Below are 18281 nucleotides of genomic sequence, written 5' to 3' on the forward strand. Positions count from 1 at the left end.
GGGTCAGCTCTTGGCCACGGCGGCCTTGGCCGTCGTCTTGGCCTTCGACGCCGGGGCGGGCACTGCGGCGGCAGCGGCGTCAGCCGTGTCGGCAGCGGCCTCGGGGGTGGCCGCGGCGTCCTTGCGGATGCCCACGCCCAGCTTCTCCTTGATCTTCCGCTCGATCTCGTCGGACAGGGCGGGGTTGTCGCAGAGGAACTTCCGCGCGTTCTCCTTGCCCTGGCCGAGCTGGTCGCCCTCGTACGTGTACCAGGCGCCGGCCTTGCGCACGAAGCCGTGCTCCACGCCCATGTCGATCAGGCCGCCCTCGCGGCTGATGCCGTGGCCGTAGAGGATGTCGAACTCGGCCTGCTTGAACGGCGGCGCGACCTTGTTCTTGACGACCTTGACGCGGGTGCGGTTGCCGACCGCGTCCGTACCGTCCTTGAGGGTCTCGATACGGCGGATGTCGAGGCGGACGGAGGCGTAGAACTTCAGCGCGCGGCCACCGGTGGTGGTCTCGGGCGAGCCGAACATCACGCCGATCTTCTCGCGGAGCTGGTTGATGAAGATCGCGGTGGTCTTGGACTGGTTGAGCGCACCGGTGATCTTCCGCAGCGCCTGGCTCATCAGACGGGCCTGGAGACCCACGTGCGAGTCGCCCATCTCGCCCTCGATCTCCGCACGCGGCACCAGGGCCGCCACGGAGTCGATGACGATCAGGTCGAGGGCGCCGGAGCGGACCAGCATGTCCACGATCTCCAGCGCCTGCTCACCCGTGTCCGGCTGGGACAGGATGAGGTTGTCGGTGTCGACGCCGAGGGCCTTCGCGTACTCGGGGTCGAGCGCGTGCTCGGCGTCCACGAAGGCGACGGTGCCGCCGGCCTTCTGCGCGTTGGCCACCGCGTGCAGGGTCAGGGTCGTCTTACCGGAGGACTCCGGTCCGTACACCTCGATGACACGGCCGCGGGGCAGCCCGCCGACGCCGAGGGCGATGTCCAGCGCGGTCGACCCGGTGGGGATGACCTCGATGGGGTCGTTCGGCTTGTCGCCGAGGCGCATGACCGCACCCTTGCCGAATTGCCGTTCAATCTGTGCGAGCGCGGCGTCGAGAGCCTTCTCGCGGTCGGTGCCTGCCATGGGTTCCACCCGGTTTGCTTGAGTCGATCGCTTCACGCCATTGACGCTAATGCCTGCCACTGACAATGCGCCTCCACGACCGGTTCGGCTGTGGATAACCAATCAGAATGGATGTTCGATTTCCCTGTCAAGCGCGCCACGCCCGGCCCGGGACGCCGTGCGATGCTGGGAGGCGTGACGACACTCGAGGACCTCGCCAGGCTGCGCCGCGCGCGGGACACGATGGACCGCGACTACGCGAGCCCGTTGGACGTGCCGGCGCTGGCCGCCGTCGCCCTCATGTCGGCCGGGCACTTCTCGCGCAGCTTCCGCGCCGCCTACGGCGAGACCCCGTACAGCTACCTGATGACCCGCCGCGTCGAGCGGGCCAAGGCGCTGCTGCGGCGGGGCGACCTCAGTGTGACGGAGGTCTGCTTCGAGGTGGGCTGTACCTCGCTGGGGTCCTTCAGCTCCCGCTTCACCGAGCTGGTCGGCGAGACCCCGAGCGCGTACCGGGCCCGGCGGCACGAGGAGGGCGCCGCGATCCCGGCGTGCGTGGCCAAGGTCTTCACGCGCCCGCGCAGGAACGGCGAAGCGGTCAGGATCGGAGAAGCGGGATCCGACGCCGCCTCGTAACGTCGGGGGCATGGACATCAACCTCTCGCAGTGCTTCATCGCCGTCGACGACCACGACAAGGCGCTCGCCTTCTACCGCGACGTGCTCGGCCTCGAAGTGCGCAACGACGTCGGCTTCGAAGGGATGCGCTGGGTGACCGTCGGGTCCCCTTCGCAGCCGGACGTGGAGATCGTCCTGGAGCCCCCGCTCGCCGACCCCAACGCCTCGCCCGCCGACCGGCAGGCGATGGCGGAACTGCTGGCCAAGGGCATGCTGCGCGGTGTCATCTTCACCACCGACGACGTAGACGCCACCTTCGAGCGGATCCGGGCGGCCGGCGGCGAGGTCCTCCAGGAGCCGGTCGACCAGCCCTACGGCGTCCGCGACTGCGCCTTCCGCGACCCCGCCGGCAACATGCTCCGCTTCAACCAGCCCCGCACCCGCTGACCGGCCCGGCCCCGCCCGCGGCGCCGCCGGAGGTCCGCCGACCCGCGGGCGCCTGAAGAAACCGTTCGGCAGCGGCGCCCACCGGCTCCTACGATCACCGGATGACCGACCCCCGCCACCCCGCCAAGCCCCGCCCCGGAGACCGGATCGCGGTCCTGTCCCCCTCGTCCGGTCTGCCCGGGCTCTTCCCCCTGCCCTACGAGCTGGGGCTGCGCAGGCTCCGGGACGAGTTCGGGCTGACGGTCGTGGAGTACCCGACGACCCGGAAGATGGGCGCGACGCCCGAGGAGCGCGCCGCCGACATCCACGCGGCCTTCGCCGACCCGGAGATCAAGGCGGTCGTCGCCAGCATCGGCGGCGACGACCAGATCACCGTCCTGCCCCACCTCGACCGCGAGCTGCTCCGGGCCTGCCCCAAGCCGTTCTTCGGCTACAGCGACAACACCCCCCTCCTGCTGTTCCTGCGGGACCTCGGCATCGTCGGCTACCACGGCGGCTCGGTCATGGTCCAGCTCGGACGCCCGGGCGCGATGCACCCGGCGACCGCGGACTCCCTGCGGGCGGCCTTGTTCACCCCGGGCCCGTACGAACTGCTGCCGTCGAGCACCTACGGGGACGTGGACGGCCCCTGGGACGATCCGCGGACCTTCGACGCCGAACCGGGGGCGGAGCCCTGCGCGGGCTGGTCCTGGCACCAGGGCGACAAGGTGGTCGAAGGGATCGGCTGGGGCGGGAACCTGGAGATCCTCTCCTGGCTGCTGATGGCCGACCGGGCCGTGCAGCCGGCCGGTTCGTACGCGGGCAACGTGCTGTTCCTGGAGACCTCGGAGGAGATGCCCCGCGCCGAGGAGGTCTACCGGATCCTGCGGAACATGGGCGAGCGCGGACTGCTGCGGCAGTTCCCGGCGCTGCTGATGGGCAGGGCGAAGAGCTGGTCCTTCGACAACCGCTTCGACGCCGCGCAGAAGGCGCGCTACCGCGAGCAGCAGCGGGAGGCCGTCCTGCGGGCCCTGGGCGAGTACGCCCCCGCCACGATGGCCGTGTTCGACGTCGAACTCGGCCACACCGACCCGCAGTACGTGATCCCCGTCGGGGGCCGCATCCGGGTGGACGGCCCGGCCCGCCGGATCTTCGTCACCTACTGACCGGGCGGGCGTCCTCGCAGCGCCCGCCGAGGGCCCCCACCTGCGGCGCCCCGTCCGGCGGACCGCACAATCATGGCTTCGGCACCATCCACGGGGGGACACAGGACATGAACAGGCGTACGGCGACGGCCGCGCTCATCGGTGCGGCGCTGCTCGCGTGCACCACCGCGTGCGGGGGCGGCTCGGGCACCGCGGAGAAGGCCGCGCCCTCCGCGAGCGGCAGCGCGGGCAGCAGCGCCGCCGGCAGCCCGAGCGCGGCCGCGAGCCCGTCCGGCGCTCCGGGGCCCACCCTGGAGCAGCTCAAGACCTACGCACTGGCCCCGGGCGACCGGGCGGGGCGGTACGAGGCCGAGGAGCCGTTGCTCGACGAGCCGATGAGCGACATGTACGAGGCCGACCGGGAGGCGTGCACGCCGCTCAGCACCCTCTCCTCGGCGGGCCACACGGCGCAGGCGTACGTCAAGGCGCAGGTGCCGGGCGAGTGGCAGGCCGTGGACACGGAGATTCTGCTGCGCTCCTACGCGGGCGACGGCGCGGCCGGGGCGATGAAGGCCCTGGCCGAGGCGGGCAGGCAGTGCGCCGGCGGCTACACCGAGGACCGGGCCCTGGTGGAGGCGAAGGTGCTCAAGGTGGAGCCGGTGAAGGCTCCCGCGCTCGGCGACGAGGCGCAGGCCTACCGGATCGTCGTGCAGGACGTGAAGGACAAGGAGATCTCGCTGTACAAGTACCTCACGGTGATCCGCTCCGGGTCGGTGACGGTCTCCTTCCGCTCGGACGTCATCGACACCAAGGACTTCGGCGGGGTGCCGGCCGAGGTGGTCACGGCCCAGTGGGAGAAGTTCGCGAAGGCGTCCGGCACGGCGGCGTAGCGGCCGGAGACCGATCCGCCCGGTCCGCCCGGCCCGCGCACCGGAGTGACAACCCATGGTTGACAGCCAAACGACTGTCAACCTAGGGTTGCACCCATGACGAACCCTTCCGTGGAACCCGTTCGCATGACCAACCCGGTGCGCCTCGACGACCTCATCGAGGCCATCAAGAAGGCCCACACCGACAGCCTTGAGCAGCTCAGCGGCGCCGTCGTCGTCGCGGAGTCCCTCGGTGACGTGGCCGACCACCTCATCGGCCACTTCGTCGACCAGGCCCGCCGCTCCGGCGCCTCCTGGACCGACATCGGCCGCAGCATGGGCGTCACCCGCCAGGCCGCCCAGAAGCGCTTCGTCCCCAAGGCCGACAAAGAGGGCGACCCCGGCCTCGACCCGAACCAGGGCTTCGGCCGCTTCACCCCCCGCGCCCGCAACGTGGTCGTGACCTCGCAGAACGAGGCCCGCGCGGCCGGGAACACCGAGATCCGCACCGAGCACCTGGTCCTGGGCCTGCTGGCCGAGACCGAGGGCCTCGCGGTCCTCGCCCTCACCGCCCAGGGGGTGCGGCCGGACGACGTGCGCGCCGCCGCGGCCGCCGCCCTGCCCCCGGCCGAGGGAGAGGTCCCCGACCTGGTGCCCTTCGACGCCTCCGCCAAGAAGGTCCTGGAGCTCACCTTCCGCGAGGCCCTGCGGCTGGGCCACGGCTACGTCGGCACCGAGCACCTCCTGCTCGCCCTGCTGGAGCTGGAGAACGGCTCGGGCGTGCTCAGCGGCCTGGGCGTGGACAAGGCGGCCGTCGAGTCCACCGTCAGCGACGCCTTGGCAGCCGTACTCGGTTCCACGGACGCTGAGCCGCAGTAGAGGCGTCCGCGCCCTCCGTCAGGGCGTACCGCTTCACGTACGCGCCGAGGAAGGCCTGCAGCGTGGCGACGGCCGGGATCGCGATCAGCGCCCCGACCGCGCCGAGCAGGGCGGTGCCCGCGATGACCGATCCGAAGGCCACCGCGGGATGGATGTCCACGGTCTTCGAGGTCAGCTTGGGCTGCAGGACGTAGTTCTCGAACTGCTGGTAGACCACCACGAAGCCGAGCACGTACAGCGCATACCAGGGATTGACCGTGAAGGCGATCAGCATCGGCAGCGCACCCGCGAGATAGGTGCCGATGGTGGGGATGAACTGGGAGACCAGGCCCACCCACACCGCGAGCGCGGGTGCGTACGGCACGCCGAGGACCGCCAGCAGGATGTAGTGCGCGATCCCGGAGATCAGGGCCATCAGCCCGCGCGAGTAGAGGTAGCCGCCCGTCTTGGTGACGGCGATCTCCCAGGCCCGCAGCACCTCGGCCTGCTTCGCCGGCGGCAGCACGGAGCACAGCGCCCGGCGCAGCCGCGGCCCGTCGGCGGCGAAGTAGAAGGAGAACAGCCCGATCGTCAGCAGCTTGAACAGCCCGCCGAGGACGGTGGCGGACACGTCGAGCACGCCCGTCGCACCGTTCTGCACGTACTTCTGCAGCCAGTCGGAGTGCAGCAGGCTGTCCTGGATCTCCAGCCGGGACAGCTCGGTGCGGAAGGTCGCGTTGATCGAGTTGATCACCGAGTCGAGGTAGCGCGGGAAGCCCTCCACCATGTCGATGATCTGTCCGGCGAGCATCGAGCCCAGCAGGGTGAGGAATCCGGCCGCGAAGACGAACACCCCGAGGAACACCAGGAAGGTCGCGAGCCCGCGGCGCATGCCCCGGGCCGCCATCCTGGCCACCGCGGGCTCGATCGCCAGCGCGAGGAAGAACGCGATCAGGATGTTGACCAGCAGTCCGATCAGCTGGTGGAAGGCCCAGCTGCCGAGCTGGAAACAGGCGACGAGGGCCAGTACGAGGACCACGGCCTTCGGCAGCCAGCGCGGCATCCGCGCCCCGTTCGCCGCCTCGGCGCCCCCGGCGGGCGGGCTCCCGGAGCGGTCCGGTTCGGCCGGCCAGGGCGGCGTCGCCTGGGCGTCTTCGGTCCGGTCGGTCGTCTCTTCAGTGGCTGCCACGCGGCCAAGTCTGGCTCACCGACGGACCTGCCGACGAAGCCGCCTCCGGCACGGGGGGCCGCCGGGGCCCCCGCGCACCGCCGCTGCGCGGGGGGTCAGCGCAGCGGAGCCGGCACGTCCATCGCCGAACACACCGCACGCCAGACGTCCTTGGCCTCCCAGCCCGCGTCCAGGGCCTGGTGGACGGTGCGCCCGCCGAGCTCCGTCATGACGTGGTCCCGCGCGAAGGAGTCCGCGTAGCCCGCACCGAAGTGCTCGGCCATCCGTTCCCAGAAATTCGTCAACCGCATGCCTCCAGTATCCCGCCCCGGAGAGTGCACCCGCCCCGTTCCGCCTCCGGCGGCGCACCACGGCGTCCTACGGTTTCTCGCATGCCTGGAGACGAAGCTCCCCCGCAGACCCCACCGGCACCACTCGCACCACTCGCGCCACCGGCTCCGCCCGCGCCGCCCGCACCGCCCGCATCGCCCTCGCCGCCCGCGCCGCTGGCCCGCGCGGAACAGTTCATCTGGCTCACGGCCCGCGTGCTGGAGCAGCGCCGGTTCGCCTTCCACTTCCTCGACGGGGACGCCGACGCGGTGGACACCGCCCTCGGCTCGTACCTCAACGAGGACGGCGGCTACGGACACGCGCTCGACCCGGACCTGCGCGGCCCGCTCAGCCAGCCCCTGCACACCGCGCACGCGCTGCGCGTACTGGACGCCCTGGGCCGCTGCACCGGCCAGCGCATCGAGCGGCTCTGCCGGCACCTGACCCGGGTCTCCACCCCGGACGGCGCGCTCCCGGTGCTCTTCCCGGCCCCGCGCGGCTACCCCTCGGCCCCGTACCACCCGGTCCACGACGACCCTCCGGGCGAGCTGCTGACCACCGGCCCGGTCGTCGGGCTGCTGCACCGCAACCGGGTCTGGCACGCCTGGCTCTTCCGGGCCACGGACTTCTGCTGGGAGCGCGTCGAAACGCTGCGCCACTCCCATCCGTACGAGGTCCAGAGCGCGGTGGCCTTCCTCGACGGCGCCCCCGACCGGTCCCGTGCGGCGGCGGCCGCGGACCGGCTGGGACGCCTGGTGCGCGAGCGGCAGCTCGTGCTGCTGGACCCCGCGCAGCGGGACTCCGCTGCGCCCCACCCCGGCTACGCACCCGGCGAGCACCTGTTCCCCCACGACTTCGCGCGGCGGCCGCAATCGCTGGCCCGCAGCTGGTTCACCGACGAGGAGCTGGAGCGTTCGCTCGACTGCCTCTCCGCCCAGCAGGAGCCGGACGGCGGCTGGCCGGTGCAGCGCCGTGCCTGGGCTCCCGGCAGCTTCCTGGAGCGGCGGCCCATCGCCACCGTGGAGGCCCTGCTGACCCTGCGGGCCTACGGGCGGCTGCCCGGCCAGATCAGCCCGCCAGGGCCCGCACGCCCGCGGTGACCAGCACGGCCGCGGCCACGACCACCAGGAACGGGGCGCGCAGCAGCAGGGCGAGCCCGGCGGCGGCCAGCCCGGCGGCGCGGGCGTCCAGCACGAGGTCCTGCCCGGTGCTGAAGGTCTGCTGCGCGGTGAGCGCGGCGAGCAGGGCGACGGGCAGCAGCGCGGCGAGCCTGCGCACCGTCGGCCGCTCCAGGACCCCGGCGGGGACGAGCAGCCCGGCGAGCTTGACGGCGTAGCAGCCGACGACGGTGAGCCCGATGGCGATCCAGACGTTCACGAGCGGCGTCCCTTCATCCACAGCACGGCGGGCGCGGCCAGCGCGGCGACCAGTACGGGCACCCCGGCGGGCAGCACGGGCAGCAGGCCCAGCCCCAGGACCAGCGCGAGCGCGGCGACGGCCCGCTCCGTGGAGGTCTTCAGCATGGGCGCGAGCAGGGCCAGGAACACGGCCGGCCCGGCGGCGTCCAGCCCCCACGCCCGGGTGTCCCCGATGGCCTCGGCCCCGAGGGCGCCCAGCAGCGTGGTGAGGTTCCACAGCACGTACAGGCTCAGCCCGGTCACGGCGAACCCGAGGCGGGCCGTCTTGCGGCCGGGCTGGGCCAGCGCCACGGCGGTGGTCTCGTCGATCACCCAGTGCGCGGCGAAGGGCCGTACGGCGCGGGGCAGGGCGAGCAGCTGGGACAGCCGCAGCCCGTAGAAGGCGTTGCGGGTCCCGAGGAAGAACGCCCCGGCGGCGGCGGTGAACGGGTTCCCGCCCGCGGCCAGCGCTCCTACCAGGGCGAACTGCGAGGCCCCGGTGAAGACGAGCAGGCTCAGCACGCAGGCCTGGAGGGTGCTGATCCCGGCCCCGGCCGCGGTCACCCCGAAGGCGAACCCGGACAGCCCGACGGCCACCCCGACCCCCAGCGCGTCCCGCACCACGGCGGCCCGCGGCCTCTCCTCGGCGACCCCCTCGGGGGTCTCCTGCGTCACCATCCGTTGTTCTCCCACGCCCCGAACGTACGCAGGGCGGGGCGGCCGGGTCTTGTACGTTCTTGCACGCCGGAGCCCTCGCCGGCCCTCCCAGGGAGCCGGGCCGGACGCCGCAGCCCGGTCAGCCGGCCGCCCGCTCCCGCCGGTACGCGCCGGGCGGCACTCCCACGATCCGGGTGAAGTGCCGGTTCAGGTGAGGCTGGTCGGTGAAGCCGACGCCGACCGCGGCCTCCGCCGGAGGGGTACCCGCGTCCAGCAGCTGCCGGGCCCGCCGGACCCGGGCGTCGGTGAGCCAGGTGTGCGGGGGCATCCCGTACCGCTCCCGGAAGGCGCGCAGCAGCGCGAACGGGCCGGTGCCCAGTTCCGCCGCAAGCTGTTCCAGGGACGGCGGGTCGGCCATCCGCTCCTCCAGCACGGCCCGGGCCCGTTCGGCGTCGGCGGCCCCGGCCGAGCCCACCGGCCGGGCGGGCAGCGGGGCAGCGTGCCGGCTGAGCATCCGGGCGACCACGCCCCGCAGCAGGGTGTCGGCGGCCAGCGCGTTCCCGGCCTCGGCGGCCCGGTGCACCTCGGTGATCACCCGCGCGGCCTGCGGATCGGTGACCAGCTCGGTGGTGAAACCGGGGGTCCCGCACAGGGTGCCGATCTCGGCGGCGACCTCGGTGATCAGCTCCCGCGAGGGGTAGAGCGTGGCGTACGCCCAGCCCTCGGGCACCCCGGCCCGGGCACTGTGCGGTACCTCGGGGTTGATCAGGACCACGCTGCCCGGTCCGGCGCGCAGGGTGCCGCCGGGCAGGCCGACCTCCTCTATCCCGCCGGTGACGGCCGCGAGGACGTACCCGTCGTGCGCGTGGCGCGGGAAGGTGTGGCGGACGTAGTGGGCGCGCAGCAGATCGAGGCCGGGCAGCTCCGCGTACCGCCAGTGCCGCGCCCATTCCCCGCTCCGGCTCCTGCCGTCCGCACCCATCCCCCCATTCTGCGCCCCGGCCGGAGCGGTGTCCGCCCAGGTCCGGCCCGTTGTCAGAGCCGGGGTGCACGATGGGGGCATGGCCGGCTCCGCGCTCGAATCGTTCTCCCCCGCGACCCGCTCCTGGTTCACGGGGGCCTTCCACATGCCCACCGCCGCGCAGGAGGGCGCCTGGCGGGCCATCGGGGAGGGCTCGGACGTGCTCGTGGTGGCGCCCACCGGTTCCGGCAAGACCCTGGCCGCCTTCCTCGCCGCCCTCGACGCGCTGGCCTCCACCCCGCCGCCCGCCGATCCGAAGAAGCGCTGCCGGGTGCTGTACGTGTCCCCGCTGAAGGCCCTCGCGGTGGACGTGGAGCGCAATCTGCGCAGCCCGCTGACCGGGATCCGGCAGGAGTCGGTCCGCCTGGGGCTGCCCGAGCCGGAGATCCGGGTCGGGATCCGCTCCGGGGACACCCCGCCCGCGGAGCGCAGGGCGCTGGCCACCCGGCCGCCGGACATCCTGATCACGACCCCCGAGTCCCTGTTCCTGATGCTGACCTCGGCGGCCCGGGAAGCCCTGACCGGGATCGAGACGGTGATCCTCGACGAGGTGCACGCGGTCGCCGGGACCAAGCGCGGCGCGCACCTGGCCCTGTCCCTGGAGCGGCTGGACGAGCTGCTGCCCCGCCCCGCGCGCCGGATCGGCCTGTCGGCGACGGTGCGGCCGGTGGACGAGGTCGCCCGGTACCTGGCGCCGCGCGGGCGGGTGGAGATCGTGCAGCCGCCCTCGGCCAAGGAGTTCGACCTGTCGGTGGTCGTCCCGGTGCAGGACATGGGCGAGCTGGGCGGCTCGCCCGCGAGCGAGGGCAAGGACGGCGGGGACAGGCCGTCGATCTGGCCGCATGTGGAGGAGCGGATCGCCGATCTCGTGCAGGCCCACCGGTCCACGATCGTGTTCGCCAACTCCCGGCGCCTCGCGGAGCGGCTCTGCAACCGGCTCAACGAGATCGCGTACGAGCGCGCCATGGGCGAGAAGCTGCCCGAGGGCGGGTCCCCGGCCGAGGTCATGGCCCAGTCGGGCGCCGCGCTGGGCGCCCCGCCTCTGCTGGCCCGGGCGCACCACGGCTCGGTGTCCAAGGAGCAGCGGGCGCTGGTGGAGGAGGACCTGAAGGCGGGCCGGCTGCCCGCGGTGGTCGCCACCTCCAGTCTGGAGCTGGGCATCGACATGGGTGCCGTGGACCTGGTGGTGCAGGTGGAGTCCCCGCCCTCGGTCGCCTCCGGGCTCCAGCGGGTGGGCCGGGCCGGGCACCAGGTGGGCGCGGTGTCCCGGGGCGTGGTCTTCCCGAAGTACCGCGGGGACCTGGTGCAGGCGGCCGTGGTCACCGAACGGATGCGGACGGGGTCGATCGAGTCCCTGCGGATCCCCTCGAACCCGCTGGACGTCCTCGCGCAGCAGCTGGTCGCCATGGTGGCGATGGACACCTGGCAGCTGGACGACCTCCTCGCGCTGGTCCGCCGGGCCGCGCCCTTCGCCGCGTTGCCGGAGTCGGCGTTCACGGCGGTCCTGGACATGCTGGCGGGCCGCTATCCGTCGGACGCCTTCGCCGAGCTCAGACCGCGCGTCGTCTGGGACCGCGTCGCCGGTACGGTCACCGGCCGGCCCGGGGCGCAGCGCCTGGCGGTCACCTCCGGCGGCACCATCCCGGACCGCGGGCTCTTCGGGGTCTTCCTGGCGGGCGCGGACCCGAAGAAGGGCGGCGGCCGGGTCGGCGAACTGGACGAGGAGATGGTCTACGAGTCCCGCGTCGGGGACGTGTTCACCCTCGGCACCACCTCCTGGCGCATCGAGGACATCACCCGCGACCGGGTCCTGGTCACCCCGGCTCCGGGGGTGCCGGGGCGGCTGCCGTTCTGGAAGGGCGACCAGCTGGGGCGGCCCCTGGAGCTGGGCCGCGCGGTCGGCGCGTTCCTGCGCGAGCTCGGCGGCCTGAGCGGCGAGGACGCCCGCCTGCGCCTCCTGGCGGCCGGGCTGGACGCCTGGGCCGCGGAGAACGTGCTGGCGTACCTGTCCGAGCAGCGCGAGGCCTGCGGCCACGTGCCGGACGACCGGACGGTCGTGGTCGAGCGGTTCCGCGACGAGCTCGGCGACTGGCGGGTCGTCATCCACTCCCCGTTCGGCGCGCAGGTGCACGCCCCGTGGGCGCTGGCGCTGGGGGCCCGCCTCGCCGAGAAGTACGGGATGGACGCGCAGGTGATGCATGCCGACGACGGCATCGTGCTGCGCCTGCCGGATGCGGACCTGCTGTCGATGGACCTCCTGGACCACGACCCGGCCCGCCCGGCGCAGTTCGAGTTCGACGACGAGCAGGCCCCGCTGGGCGCGGCCGATGTGACCTTCGACCACGGCGACGTCCAGCAGCTGGTCACCGAGCAGGTCGGCGGCTCCGCCCTGTTCGCCTCCCGCTTCCGCGAGTGCGCGGCCCGGGCGCTGCTGCTGCCGCGCCGCAGCCCGGGCAAGCGCACCCCGCTGTGGCAGCAGCGCCAGCGGGCCTCCCAGCTGCTCCAGGTGGCCTCGGAGTTCGGCTCGTTCCCGATCGTGCTGGAAGCCGTGCGCGAATGCCTCCAGGACGTCTTCGACGTGCCCGGCCTGACCGAGCTCATGGGCGACATCGAGGCGCGCCGCGTCCGCCTGGTCGAGGTGACCACCCCGGAACCCTCGCCCTTCGCCCGGTCCCTGCTCTTCGGGTACGTCGCCCAGTTCCTCTACGAGGGCGACTCGCCGCTGGCCGAGCGCAGGGCGGCCGCGCTGTCGCTGGACTCCCGGCTGCTGGCCGAGCTGCTGGGCCAGGCGGAGCTGCGCGAACTGCTCGACGCCCAGGTCCTGGAGGAGCTTGAGCGGGAGCTCCAGTGGCTCACCGAGGACCGGCGGGCCAAGGACGCCGAGTCGGTGGCCGACCTGCTGCGCATGCTGGGCCCCCTCACCGATGCCGAGCTGACGGCGCGCGGGGCGGAGCCGGCCTGGGCGCCGGAGCTCGGCGCGGCTCGCCGGGCCCTGCGGGTCCGCATCGCCGGGACGGACCACTGGGCGGCGATCGAGGACGCGGGCCGGCTGCGGGACGCGCTGGGCACGGCCCTGCCGGTCGGTGTCCCGGAGGCGTTCACCGAGCCGGTGAAGGACCCGCTGGGCGATCTCCTGGCCCGGTACGCCCGCACCCACGGGCCGTTCACCACGGCTGCCGTCGCCACCCGCTTCGGCCTGGGCACGGCGGTCACCGAAGGCGCCCTGCACCGGCTCGCGGCGGCCGGGCGGGTGGTCCAGGGCGAGTTCCATCCCTCGGGCATCGGCCAGGAGTGGTGCGACGCGCAGGTGCTGCGCAGGCTCCGGCGCCGTTCCCTGGCCGCGCTGCGCCAGGAGCTGGAACCGGTGCCGCCGGCCGCCCTGGCCACGTTCCTGCCGCAGTGGCAGCACCTGGGCGGCGCCCTGCGCGGGATCGACGGCCTGGCCCGGGCGGTGGAGCAGCTCCAGGGCGCTCCGGTCCCGGCCTCGGCGCTGGAGCGGCTGATCCTGCCGTCCCGCGTGAGCGGATACTCCCCCGCCCTGCTGGACGAGCTGACGACGAGCGGCGAGGTGGTGTGGGCGGGCGCCGGAGCCCTCCCGGGCAAGGACGGCTGGGTCTCCCTCTACCTGGCGGACGCCGCCCCCCTGCTGCTGCCCCCGCCGCACCCCCTGGAGCTCGGCCCCCTGCACCAGGCGGTCCTGGACGCGCTGGCAGGCGGTTACGGCCTGTTCTTCCGGCAGATCACCGGATCGGTGCGCGCCCAGCACCCGGAGGCGAGCGATCTGGACCTGTCCTCGGTCCTGTGGGACCTCGCCTGGTCGGGGCGGCTGACCAACGACACCCTGGCCCCGCTGCGCTCCCTGCTCGGCTCGGGCCGCACCGCGGGGGCGACCGCGCACCGGGCCCGGCGCACCGTCCCCCGCGGCAGGTACGGCACGCTCGGCGCGAGCGTGTCCCGTACCGGCCCGCCCACGGTCTCGGGCCGCTGGTCGCTGCTGCCGGCCGCGGCGCCCGACCCGACCCACCGGGCCCACGCCCTGGCCCGCACCCTGCTGGACCGGCACGGGGTGGTCACCCGGGGCGCGGTCGCCGCGGAGGGCGTCGAGGGCGGCTTCAGCGCGGTGTACCGGATCCTGTCCGCGTTCGAGGACAGCGGCCAGGCCCGGCGCGGGTACGTGGTCGAGGGCCTGGGAGCGGCCCAGTTCGCGATGGACGGAGCCGTGGACCGGCTCCGGGCCGCCGAGCGGACCCCGCCCCCGCTGGCGGCGGTGGTGCTGGCCGCCGCCGATCCGGCGAACGCGTACGGCGCGGCCCTGCCCTGGCCCGAGCCGCCGGAGGGAGCCACCCACAAGCCGGGCCGCAAGGCGGGCTCGCTGGTGGTCCTGGTGGACGGGGAACTCACGGTGTACCTGGAGCGGGGCGGGAAGACCCTCCTCGCCTGGCCGCCGCCGGAGGACCCGCGCCTGGGCGCGGCCGTCGCGGCCCTGGCGGCCGCCTCGCGTGCGGGCACGCTGCCCGCCCTCACCGTGGAACGGATCAACACCGCCGCCGCCCTGACCTCGCCCCTGGGCCCGGCGCTGGAGGCGGCCGGTTTCCACGCCACCCCGAGGGGCCTGCGACTGCGTACCTGAGGCACCGGTCCTGTCGCGAACGTGCCACCCCTGTGCCACCCGTGTTCTGGCCATGTCACGAAACTGCTGCCGGACGCCCCTGAGCTGGCACTCCCCCTTATCCCTGCCTTATCAAGATGATCACAGGCACCGCACGCGGCGGTGCACCACCATGGGGGACGAGAAGAATGAGCAGCACCAGCATGCGCGGAACCACCCTGGGCGCGATCGGCGTGGCGGTCGCCGCAGCCCTGGCCCTCACGGGCTGCAAGAGCGGCAACGAGGAGCTCCCCGTGGAGCAGCCGAGCGGTTCGGCCGGCCAGCCCTCGGCGTCGGCCGCCCCCTCCAGCAGTCCCAGCGCCCCGGCGGACCCGAGCTCCGGCGCCCCGGCCCCCGGCGGCGAGGCGGTCGCCCCCGGCACCGGCGGCACGGCGAAGTCCGGCCAGGTGTTCAAGATAGGCGAGGCCGCCCGGGTCCCGTTCAGCTACGGAAGCAACAAGGGCGGCCAGATCGACATCACGGTCACCGCGATCGAGCAGGGCAACCCGGCCGACCTCGACGCCCTCAAGCTCGGCGACAAGGTGAAGGGGATGATCCCCTACTACATCCGTTACACGGTCAAGAACACCGGCACGACGGACCTGTCACACTCCTCCGTGGGCCACATCAAGGGCCTCCTCACGGACGGCAGCGAGGCCCAGAAGGTCTCGGTCATCGGCAAGTTCGAGAAGTGCCCCAACGATGCGCTGCCGAAGGGCTTCACCAACGGCCAGACGCAGACCAGCTGCGTCCTGGCCCTCGCCCCGTCGGACCAGACGAAGGTCACCGCGGCCCAGTACTGGGGCGAGCCCTACAACATCCTCAGCAAGAACAAGGAACTCGTCTGGAAGTAGGCGGCGGCCAAAAGCAGGCGGCGGCCCGGCGGGCCCGCCCCTCCCGGGCCCCCGGTCACGGACCCCCCGCGGCAGCCGCCCGCGGGGGGTCCCGGCGTCCGCACCGCCCGCGGGGGTCCCGCCGTCCGCAGCGCCCCGGCGCGACAATGGCCCCATGCCCGAAGGAGACAGCGTCCACCGCGCGGCCAGCCGCCTCCACGCCGCCCTCGCCGGCGAGCCGCTGACCCTCAGCGACCTGCGCGTCCCCCGGTTCGCCACCGCGGACCTCACGGGCCGCACCACCCTGGAGGTCGTCCCCCGCGGCAAGCACCTCCTGGCCCGCTTCGAGGGCGGCCTCACCCTGCACAGCCACCTGCGCATGGACGGCGCCTGGCACGTCTTCCCCGCAGGGGCGCCCTGGCGCGGCGGCCCCGCCTACGAGATCCGGGCCCTCCTCGGCACCGCCGCGCACACCGCAGTCGGCTACCGCCTGCCCGTCCTGGAGCTGCTGCGCACCGCCGACGAGGAGCGGGCCGTGGGCCATCTCGGCCCCGACCTGCTCGGTCCGGACTGGGATCCCGCCCGCGCGGCCGCCAACCTCCTCGCCGTGCCCGGGCGCCCGCTGGGAGAGGCCCTGCTCGACCAGCGCAACCTCGCCGGGATCGGCAACATCTACAAGTCCGAGCTCTGCTTCCTGGCCCAGGTCACCCCCTGGACCCCCGTCGGCGCCCTCCCCGACCCGGAGGCCACCCTCCCCCGGATCGCTGCCGCCGCCCAGCGCCTGCTGGCCGCCAACACCGGGGAGCACGGACGCCGCAACACCACCGGCAGCCGCCGCCCCGGTCAGGAGCTGTTCGTCTACGGCCGCGCCCGCCGCCCCTGCCTGCGCTGCGGCACCCCGGTCCGCGAGGCCCCGCAGGACGACCGCCCCACGTACTGGTGCCCCAGCTGCCAGCAGGGCCCGACCGGACCGGGCCCGGCCACCACCGGTTGACGGTCCGTCAGATACGGCCGTACCGTCCCGGCATGCCCACAACAACAGCCCCGTACGACCTGACCGGCCGGACCGCCCTGGTCACCGGCGCCGCCAGCGGCATCGGCCGCGCCACCGCCGTGCTCCTCGCCGAGGCGGGCGCGGCCGTGCACTGCGCCGACCGCGACGAGAAGGGCCTCGCCCGGACCGCCGAGCTCGTCGCCGAGGCCGGCGGCGCCGCCACGCTCCACCCCCTCGACGTGACCGACCGCGGCGCGCTGCGGGCCGCGGTCGCCGCCGCGGGCCCCCTCGACATCGCCGCCGCCGTCGCCGGGGTCATGCACACCAGCAGCGTGCTGGAGACGGCCGACGAGGACCTCGACCGGGTCCTGGACATCAATTTCAAGGGGGTCCTGCGCACCTGCCAGGAAGCCGCCCGCTCCATGATGGCGGCGGGCCGCCCCGGCTCCATCGTCACCATGGCCTCCGGCGCCGTTGACGCCGCCCAGGCGGGCCTGCTCTGCTACAGCGCCGCCAAGGCCGCCGTCGTGCAGCTCACCAAGACCCTCGCCACCGAGGCCGGCCCGCACGGCATCCGGGTCAACGCCGTCGCGCCGGGCTGGATCCGCACCCCGATGACCGGGCGCCACGGCGCCGAGGTCCAGGAGCGCACCGAGGCGATGATGGTCCGCATGTCGCCGCTGGGCCGGGTCGGCGAGCCCGAGGACATCGCCCGGGCCGTGCTCTACCTGGCCTCGGACGCCTCGTCCTTCATGACGGGTCAGATCCTTCGCCCGAATGGCGGAGTGTCGATGCCCTGGTAGTCCCCGCATCGGCCGCCTGCGCCCCGGACAGCTCCCCCGCACCGGCAGCAGCGTCCGCAGGCCTGCGGGCCCGGCGTACGGGGCCCGGCACGCAGTGCACCGGCAGCAGGCCCAGTCCCCATCCGCCGACGGCGACCGCGCCCTCCACGGCCCCGGACTCCGCGGGCGCCAGGACCAGCCGCAGCACGGCCCACCACCACAGCACTCCCACGGCCAGGGCTACAGGTATCAGTAACCGCCGCACGGCTACCTCCCAGGGGCCGGGACCCGACCTGGCCCATCCTCCCGCACAGGTCCCCACCCCGCACCCAGAACAGCACGGAGCCCCGGCCGGTGCTGCACGCACCGGCCGGGGCTCCGGCCACACTCATACGCTCACGTACTCGCTCACGCGGCTACGACATTCACCGCTTCCGCAGGCGCCTTGATGGTCACCCGCTCCGGTCCCGCGACCGAAGCCATGGAGACCGAATTGAGCATCGGGCGGACCGGCGCAGTCACCGGTTCGCTTGCCGCGGCCGACTGTGCCAGCTCGGCCAGCGACAGTTCGTCACTGACTTCGCGCATCAGCTCGGACATCCGTACGTCCAACGCGTCGCAGATCGCGGAGAGCAACTCGGAGGATGCCTCCTTCTGCCCCCGCTCCACCTCGGAGAGATAGCCGAGCGAGACTCGGGCCGACGAGGAGACTTCGCGCAGAGTACGGCCCTGGCGCTGGCGCTGCCGACGCAGCACGTCACCCAGCAGGCGACGGAGCAGAATCATCGGTGGCTCCCTCCTCTGACCGTGTAGCCGCATCCTTCACGCCCCACCGTACCGCCTCGCGCCGCGGCCGTGCGGGGAGCGATGTCGTGTTCACTCAGGGCTGCAAACATCAAATCCCCCCGTGTTGTTCCGTATCCTGCCTCCGCGCATTCTCGCGCAGTTGGCTTGAGAGAAGTTCGAGCACGGTCTGTGCACTCTCCCTACGAATTTCCGCACGGGAGCCGTTCAACCTCAGCCGGGCCGTTTTCCTGCCCGCCGGACCCGCCACGGCGACGAAAACGGTGCCCACCGGCTGCCCGTCCTGCGGGTCCGGACCGGCCACTCCGGTGGTCGCGATCCCCCACGAGGCCCCCATCACGCGCCGCACCCCCGCCGCCATCTCCTCCGCGACCTGGGCGTTCACCGCGCCCTCGGCCGCCAGCAGGCCGGCGTCCACGCCCAGGACCAGGTGCTTGAGCTCCGTCGCGTACGCCGTGACCGAGCCGCGGAAGGACCGGGAGGCTCCGGGAACCGCCGTGAGCTCGGCGGCCACCAGGCCGCCGGTCAGCGACTCCGCGACCGCAAGGGTCTCGTCACGCTCCGCAAGCAGGCGCAGGATCTCACCGGCGGCACCGGCGGCCCCATCGGCACCTTCCGCCGCACCACCGGCCACC

19 protein-coding genes are annotated in these 18281 nt (G+C 73.7%); 10 read left to right on the forward strand and 9 right to left on the reverse strand.

Going from position 1 to position 18281, the window contains the following annotated elements:
• Positions 1-3: 3 nt before the first annotated feature.
• Entirely contained in the window at positions 4-1119 is a 1116-nt protein-coding gene (gene recA, locus IO30_RS0124160; RefSeq protein ID WP_031146095.1) for a recombinase RecA, read from the reverse strand.
• Positions 1120-1293: 174 nt separating this feature from the next.
• Here recA and IO30_RS0124165 point away from each other — a divergent pair, with 174 nt between their 5' ends.
• From IO30_RS0124165 to IO30_RS0124185, 5 genes are all read left to right on the forward strand, one after another.
• On the forward strand, positions 1294-1734 hold the full coding sequence (locus IO30_RS0124165) for a helix-turn-helix transcriptional regulator (RefSeq protein WP_107065100.1): 441 nt from the start codon (positions 1294-1296) through the stop codon (positions 1732-1734).
• A 10-nt stretch (positions 1735-1744) separates the two neighbouring features.
• Positions 1745-2161, forward strand: coding sequence for a VOC family protein (locus IO30_RS0124170; protein WP_031146099.1), 417 nt, complete (start codon positions 1745-1747; stop codon positions 2159-2161).
• 101 nt (positions 2162-2262) lie between these two features.
• On the forward strand, positions 2263-3306 hold the full coding sequence (locus tag IO30_RS0124175; protein ID WP_031146101.1) for a S66 family peptidase: 1044 nt from the start codon (positions 2263-2265) through the stop codon (positions 3304-3306).
• A 107-nt stretch (positions 3307-3413) separates the two neighbouring features.
• Positions 3414-4175 carry a hypothetical protein gene (locus tag IO30_RS0124180; RefSeq protein WP_031146103.1) on the forward strand — a complete coding sequence of 254 codons (762 nt, stop codon included), beginning with the start codon at positions 3414-3416 and terminating at the stop codon, positions 4173-4175.
• A 96-nt stretch (positions 4176-4271) separates the two neighbouring features.
• Positions 4272-5033: a Clp protease N-terminal domain-containing protein gene (locus tag IO30_RS0124185; RefSeq protein WP_031146105.1), complete on the forward strand. Its 762-nt coding sequence runs from the start codon at positions 4272-4274 to the stop codon at positions 5031-5033.
• Here the strand turns inward: IO30_RS0124185 and IO30_RS0124190 are convergent.
• The gene (locus tag IO30_RS0124190) at positions 4981-6075 is read right to left on the reverse strand and encodes an AI-2E family transporter (protein ID WP_051859299.1); all 1095 of its coding nucleotides are present in this window, start codon (positions 6073-6075) and stop codon (positions 4981-4983) included. The two genes, IO30_RS0124185 and IO30_RS0124190, sit on opposite strands and share 53 nt — an antisense overlap.
• Before the next feature lie 221 nt (positions 6076-6296).
• Positions 6297-6491, reverse strand: a complete 195-nt coding sequence (locus IO30_RS0124195) for a DUF3046 domain-containing protein (RefSeq protein WP_031146109.1) — start codon at positions 6489-6491, stop codon at positions 6297-6299.
• Positions 6492-6572: 81 nt separating this feature from the next.
• Between IO30_RS0124195 and IO30_RS0124200 the strand changes: the two genes are divergently transcribed.
• Positions 6573-7610: a hypothetical protein gene (locus IO30_RS0124200; RefSeq protein ID WP_234321693.1), complete on the forward strand. Its 1038-nt coding sequence runs from the start codon at positions 6573-6575 to the stop codon at positions 7608-7610.
• Here the strand turns inward: IO30_RS0124200 and IO30_RS0124205 are convergent.
• The 3 genes from IO30_RS0124205 to IO30_RS0124215 form a co-directional block, all read right to left on the reverse strand.
• The gene (locus tag IO30_RS0124205) at positions 7579-7887 is read right to left on the reverse strand and encodes an AzlD domain-containing protein (protein WP_031146113.1); all 309 of its coding nucleotides are present in this window, start codon (positions 7885-7887) and stop codon (positions 7579-7581) included. The two genes, IO30_RS0124200 and IO30_RS0124205, sit on opposite strands and share 32 nt — an antisense overlap.
• Positions 7884-8585: an AzlC family ABC transporter permease gene (locus tag IO30_RS0124210; protein ID WP_031146114.1), complete on the reverse strand. Its 702-nt coding sequence runs from the start codon at positions 8583-8585 to the stop codon at positions 7884-7886. Before IO30_RS0124210 ends, IO30_RS0124205 begins: the two co-directional genes overlap by 4 nt.
• Positions 8586-8703: 118 nt before the next feature.
• Positions 8704-9546 carry an AraC family transcriptional regulator gene (locus tag IO30_RS0124215; RefSeq protein WP_031146116.1) on the reverse strand — a complete coding sequence of 281 codons (843 nt, stop codon included), beginning with the start codon at positions 9544-9546 and terminating at the stop codon, positions 8704-8706.
• A gap of 79 nt (positions 9547-9625) precedes the next feature.
• Here IO30_RS0124215 and IO30_RS0124220 point away from each other — a divergent pair, with 79 nt between their 5' ends.
• The 4 genes from IO30_RS0124220 to IO30_RS0124235 all read left to right on the forward strand — a co-directional run bounded on the left by IO30_RS0124220 (position 9626) and on the right by IO30_RS0124235 (position 16863).
• Entirely contained in the window at positions 9626-14215 is a 4590-nt protein-coding gene (locus tag IO30_RS0124220) for an ATP-dependent helicase (RefSeq protein WP_031146118.1), read from the forward strand.
• A 167-nt stretch (positions 14216-14382) separates the two neighbouring features.
• Positions 14383-15087 (forward strand): PDZ domain-containing protein, encoded by a 705-nt coding sequence (locus IO30_RS0124225; protein WP_157853368.1) that lies wholly within the window; start codon positions 14383-14385, stop codon positions 15085-15087.
• 154 nt (positions 15088-15241) lie between these two features.
• Positions 15242-16060, forward strand: a complete 819-nt coding sequence (locus tag IO30_RS0124230) for an Fpg/Nei family DNA glycosylase (RefSeq protein WP_031146122.1) — start codon at positions 15242-15244, stop codon at positions 16058-16060.
• A 32-nt stretch (positions 16061-16092) separates the two neighbouring features.
• Positions 16093-16863, forward strand: a complete 771-nt coding sequence (locus tag IO30_RS0124235) for an SDR family NAD(P)-dependent oxidoreductase (protein WP_031146124.1) — start codon at positions 16093-16095, stop codon at positions 16861-16863.
• Here the strand turns inward: IO30_RS0124235 and IO30_RS47115 are convergent.
• From IO30_RS47115 to IO30_RS0124245, 3 genes are all read right to left on the reverse strand, one after another.
• Positions 16811-17107 (reverse strand): hypothetical protein, encoded by a 297-nt coding sequence (locus IO30_RS47115; protein ID WP_078904802.1) that lies wholly within the window; start codon positions 17105-17107, stop codon positions 16811-16813. The two genes, IO30_RS0124235 and IO30_RS47115, sit on opposite strands and share 53 nt — an antisense overlap.
• A 143-nt stretch (positions 17108-17250) precedes the next feature.
• Positions 17251-17628: a helix-turn-helix domain-containing protein gene (locus tag IO30_RS0124240; RefSeq protein WP_031146126.1), complete on the reverse strand. Its 378-nt coding sequence runs from the start codon at positions 17626-17628 to the stop codon at positions 17251-17253.
• Positions 17629-17737: 109 nt separating this feature from the next.
• Positions 17738-18280, reverse strand: coding sequence for a CinA family protein (locus tag IO30_RS0124245; protein ID WP_051859298.1), 543 nt, complete (start codon positions 18278-18280; stop codon positions 17738-17740).
• Between the last annotated feature and the right edge of the window lies 1 nt (position 18281).

This window comes from Streptomyces xanthophaeus, assembly GCF_000725805.1.
Taxonomy (GTDB): Bacteria; Actinomycetota; Actinomycetes; order Streptomycetales; family Streptomycetaceae; genus Streptomyces; species Streptomyces xanthophaeus.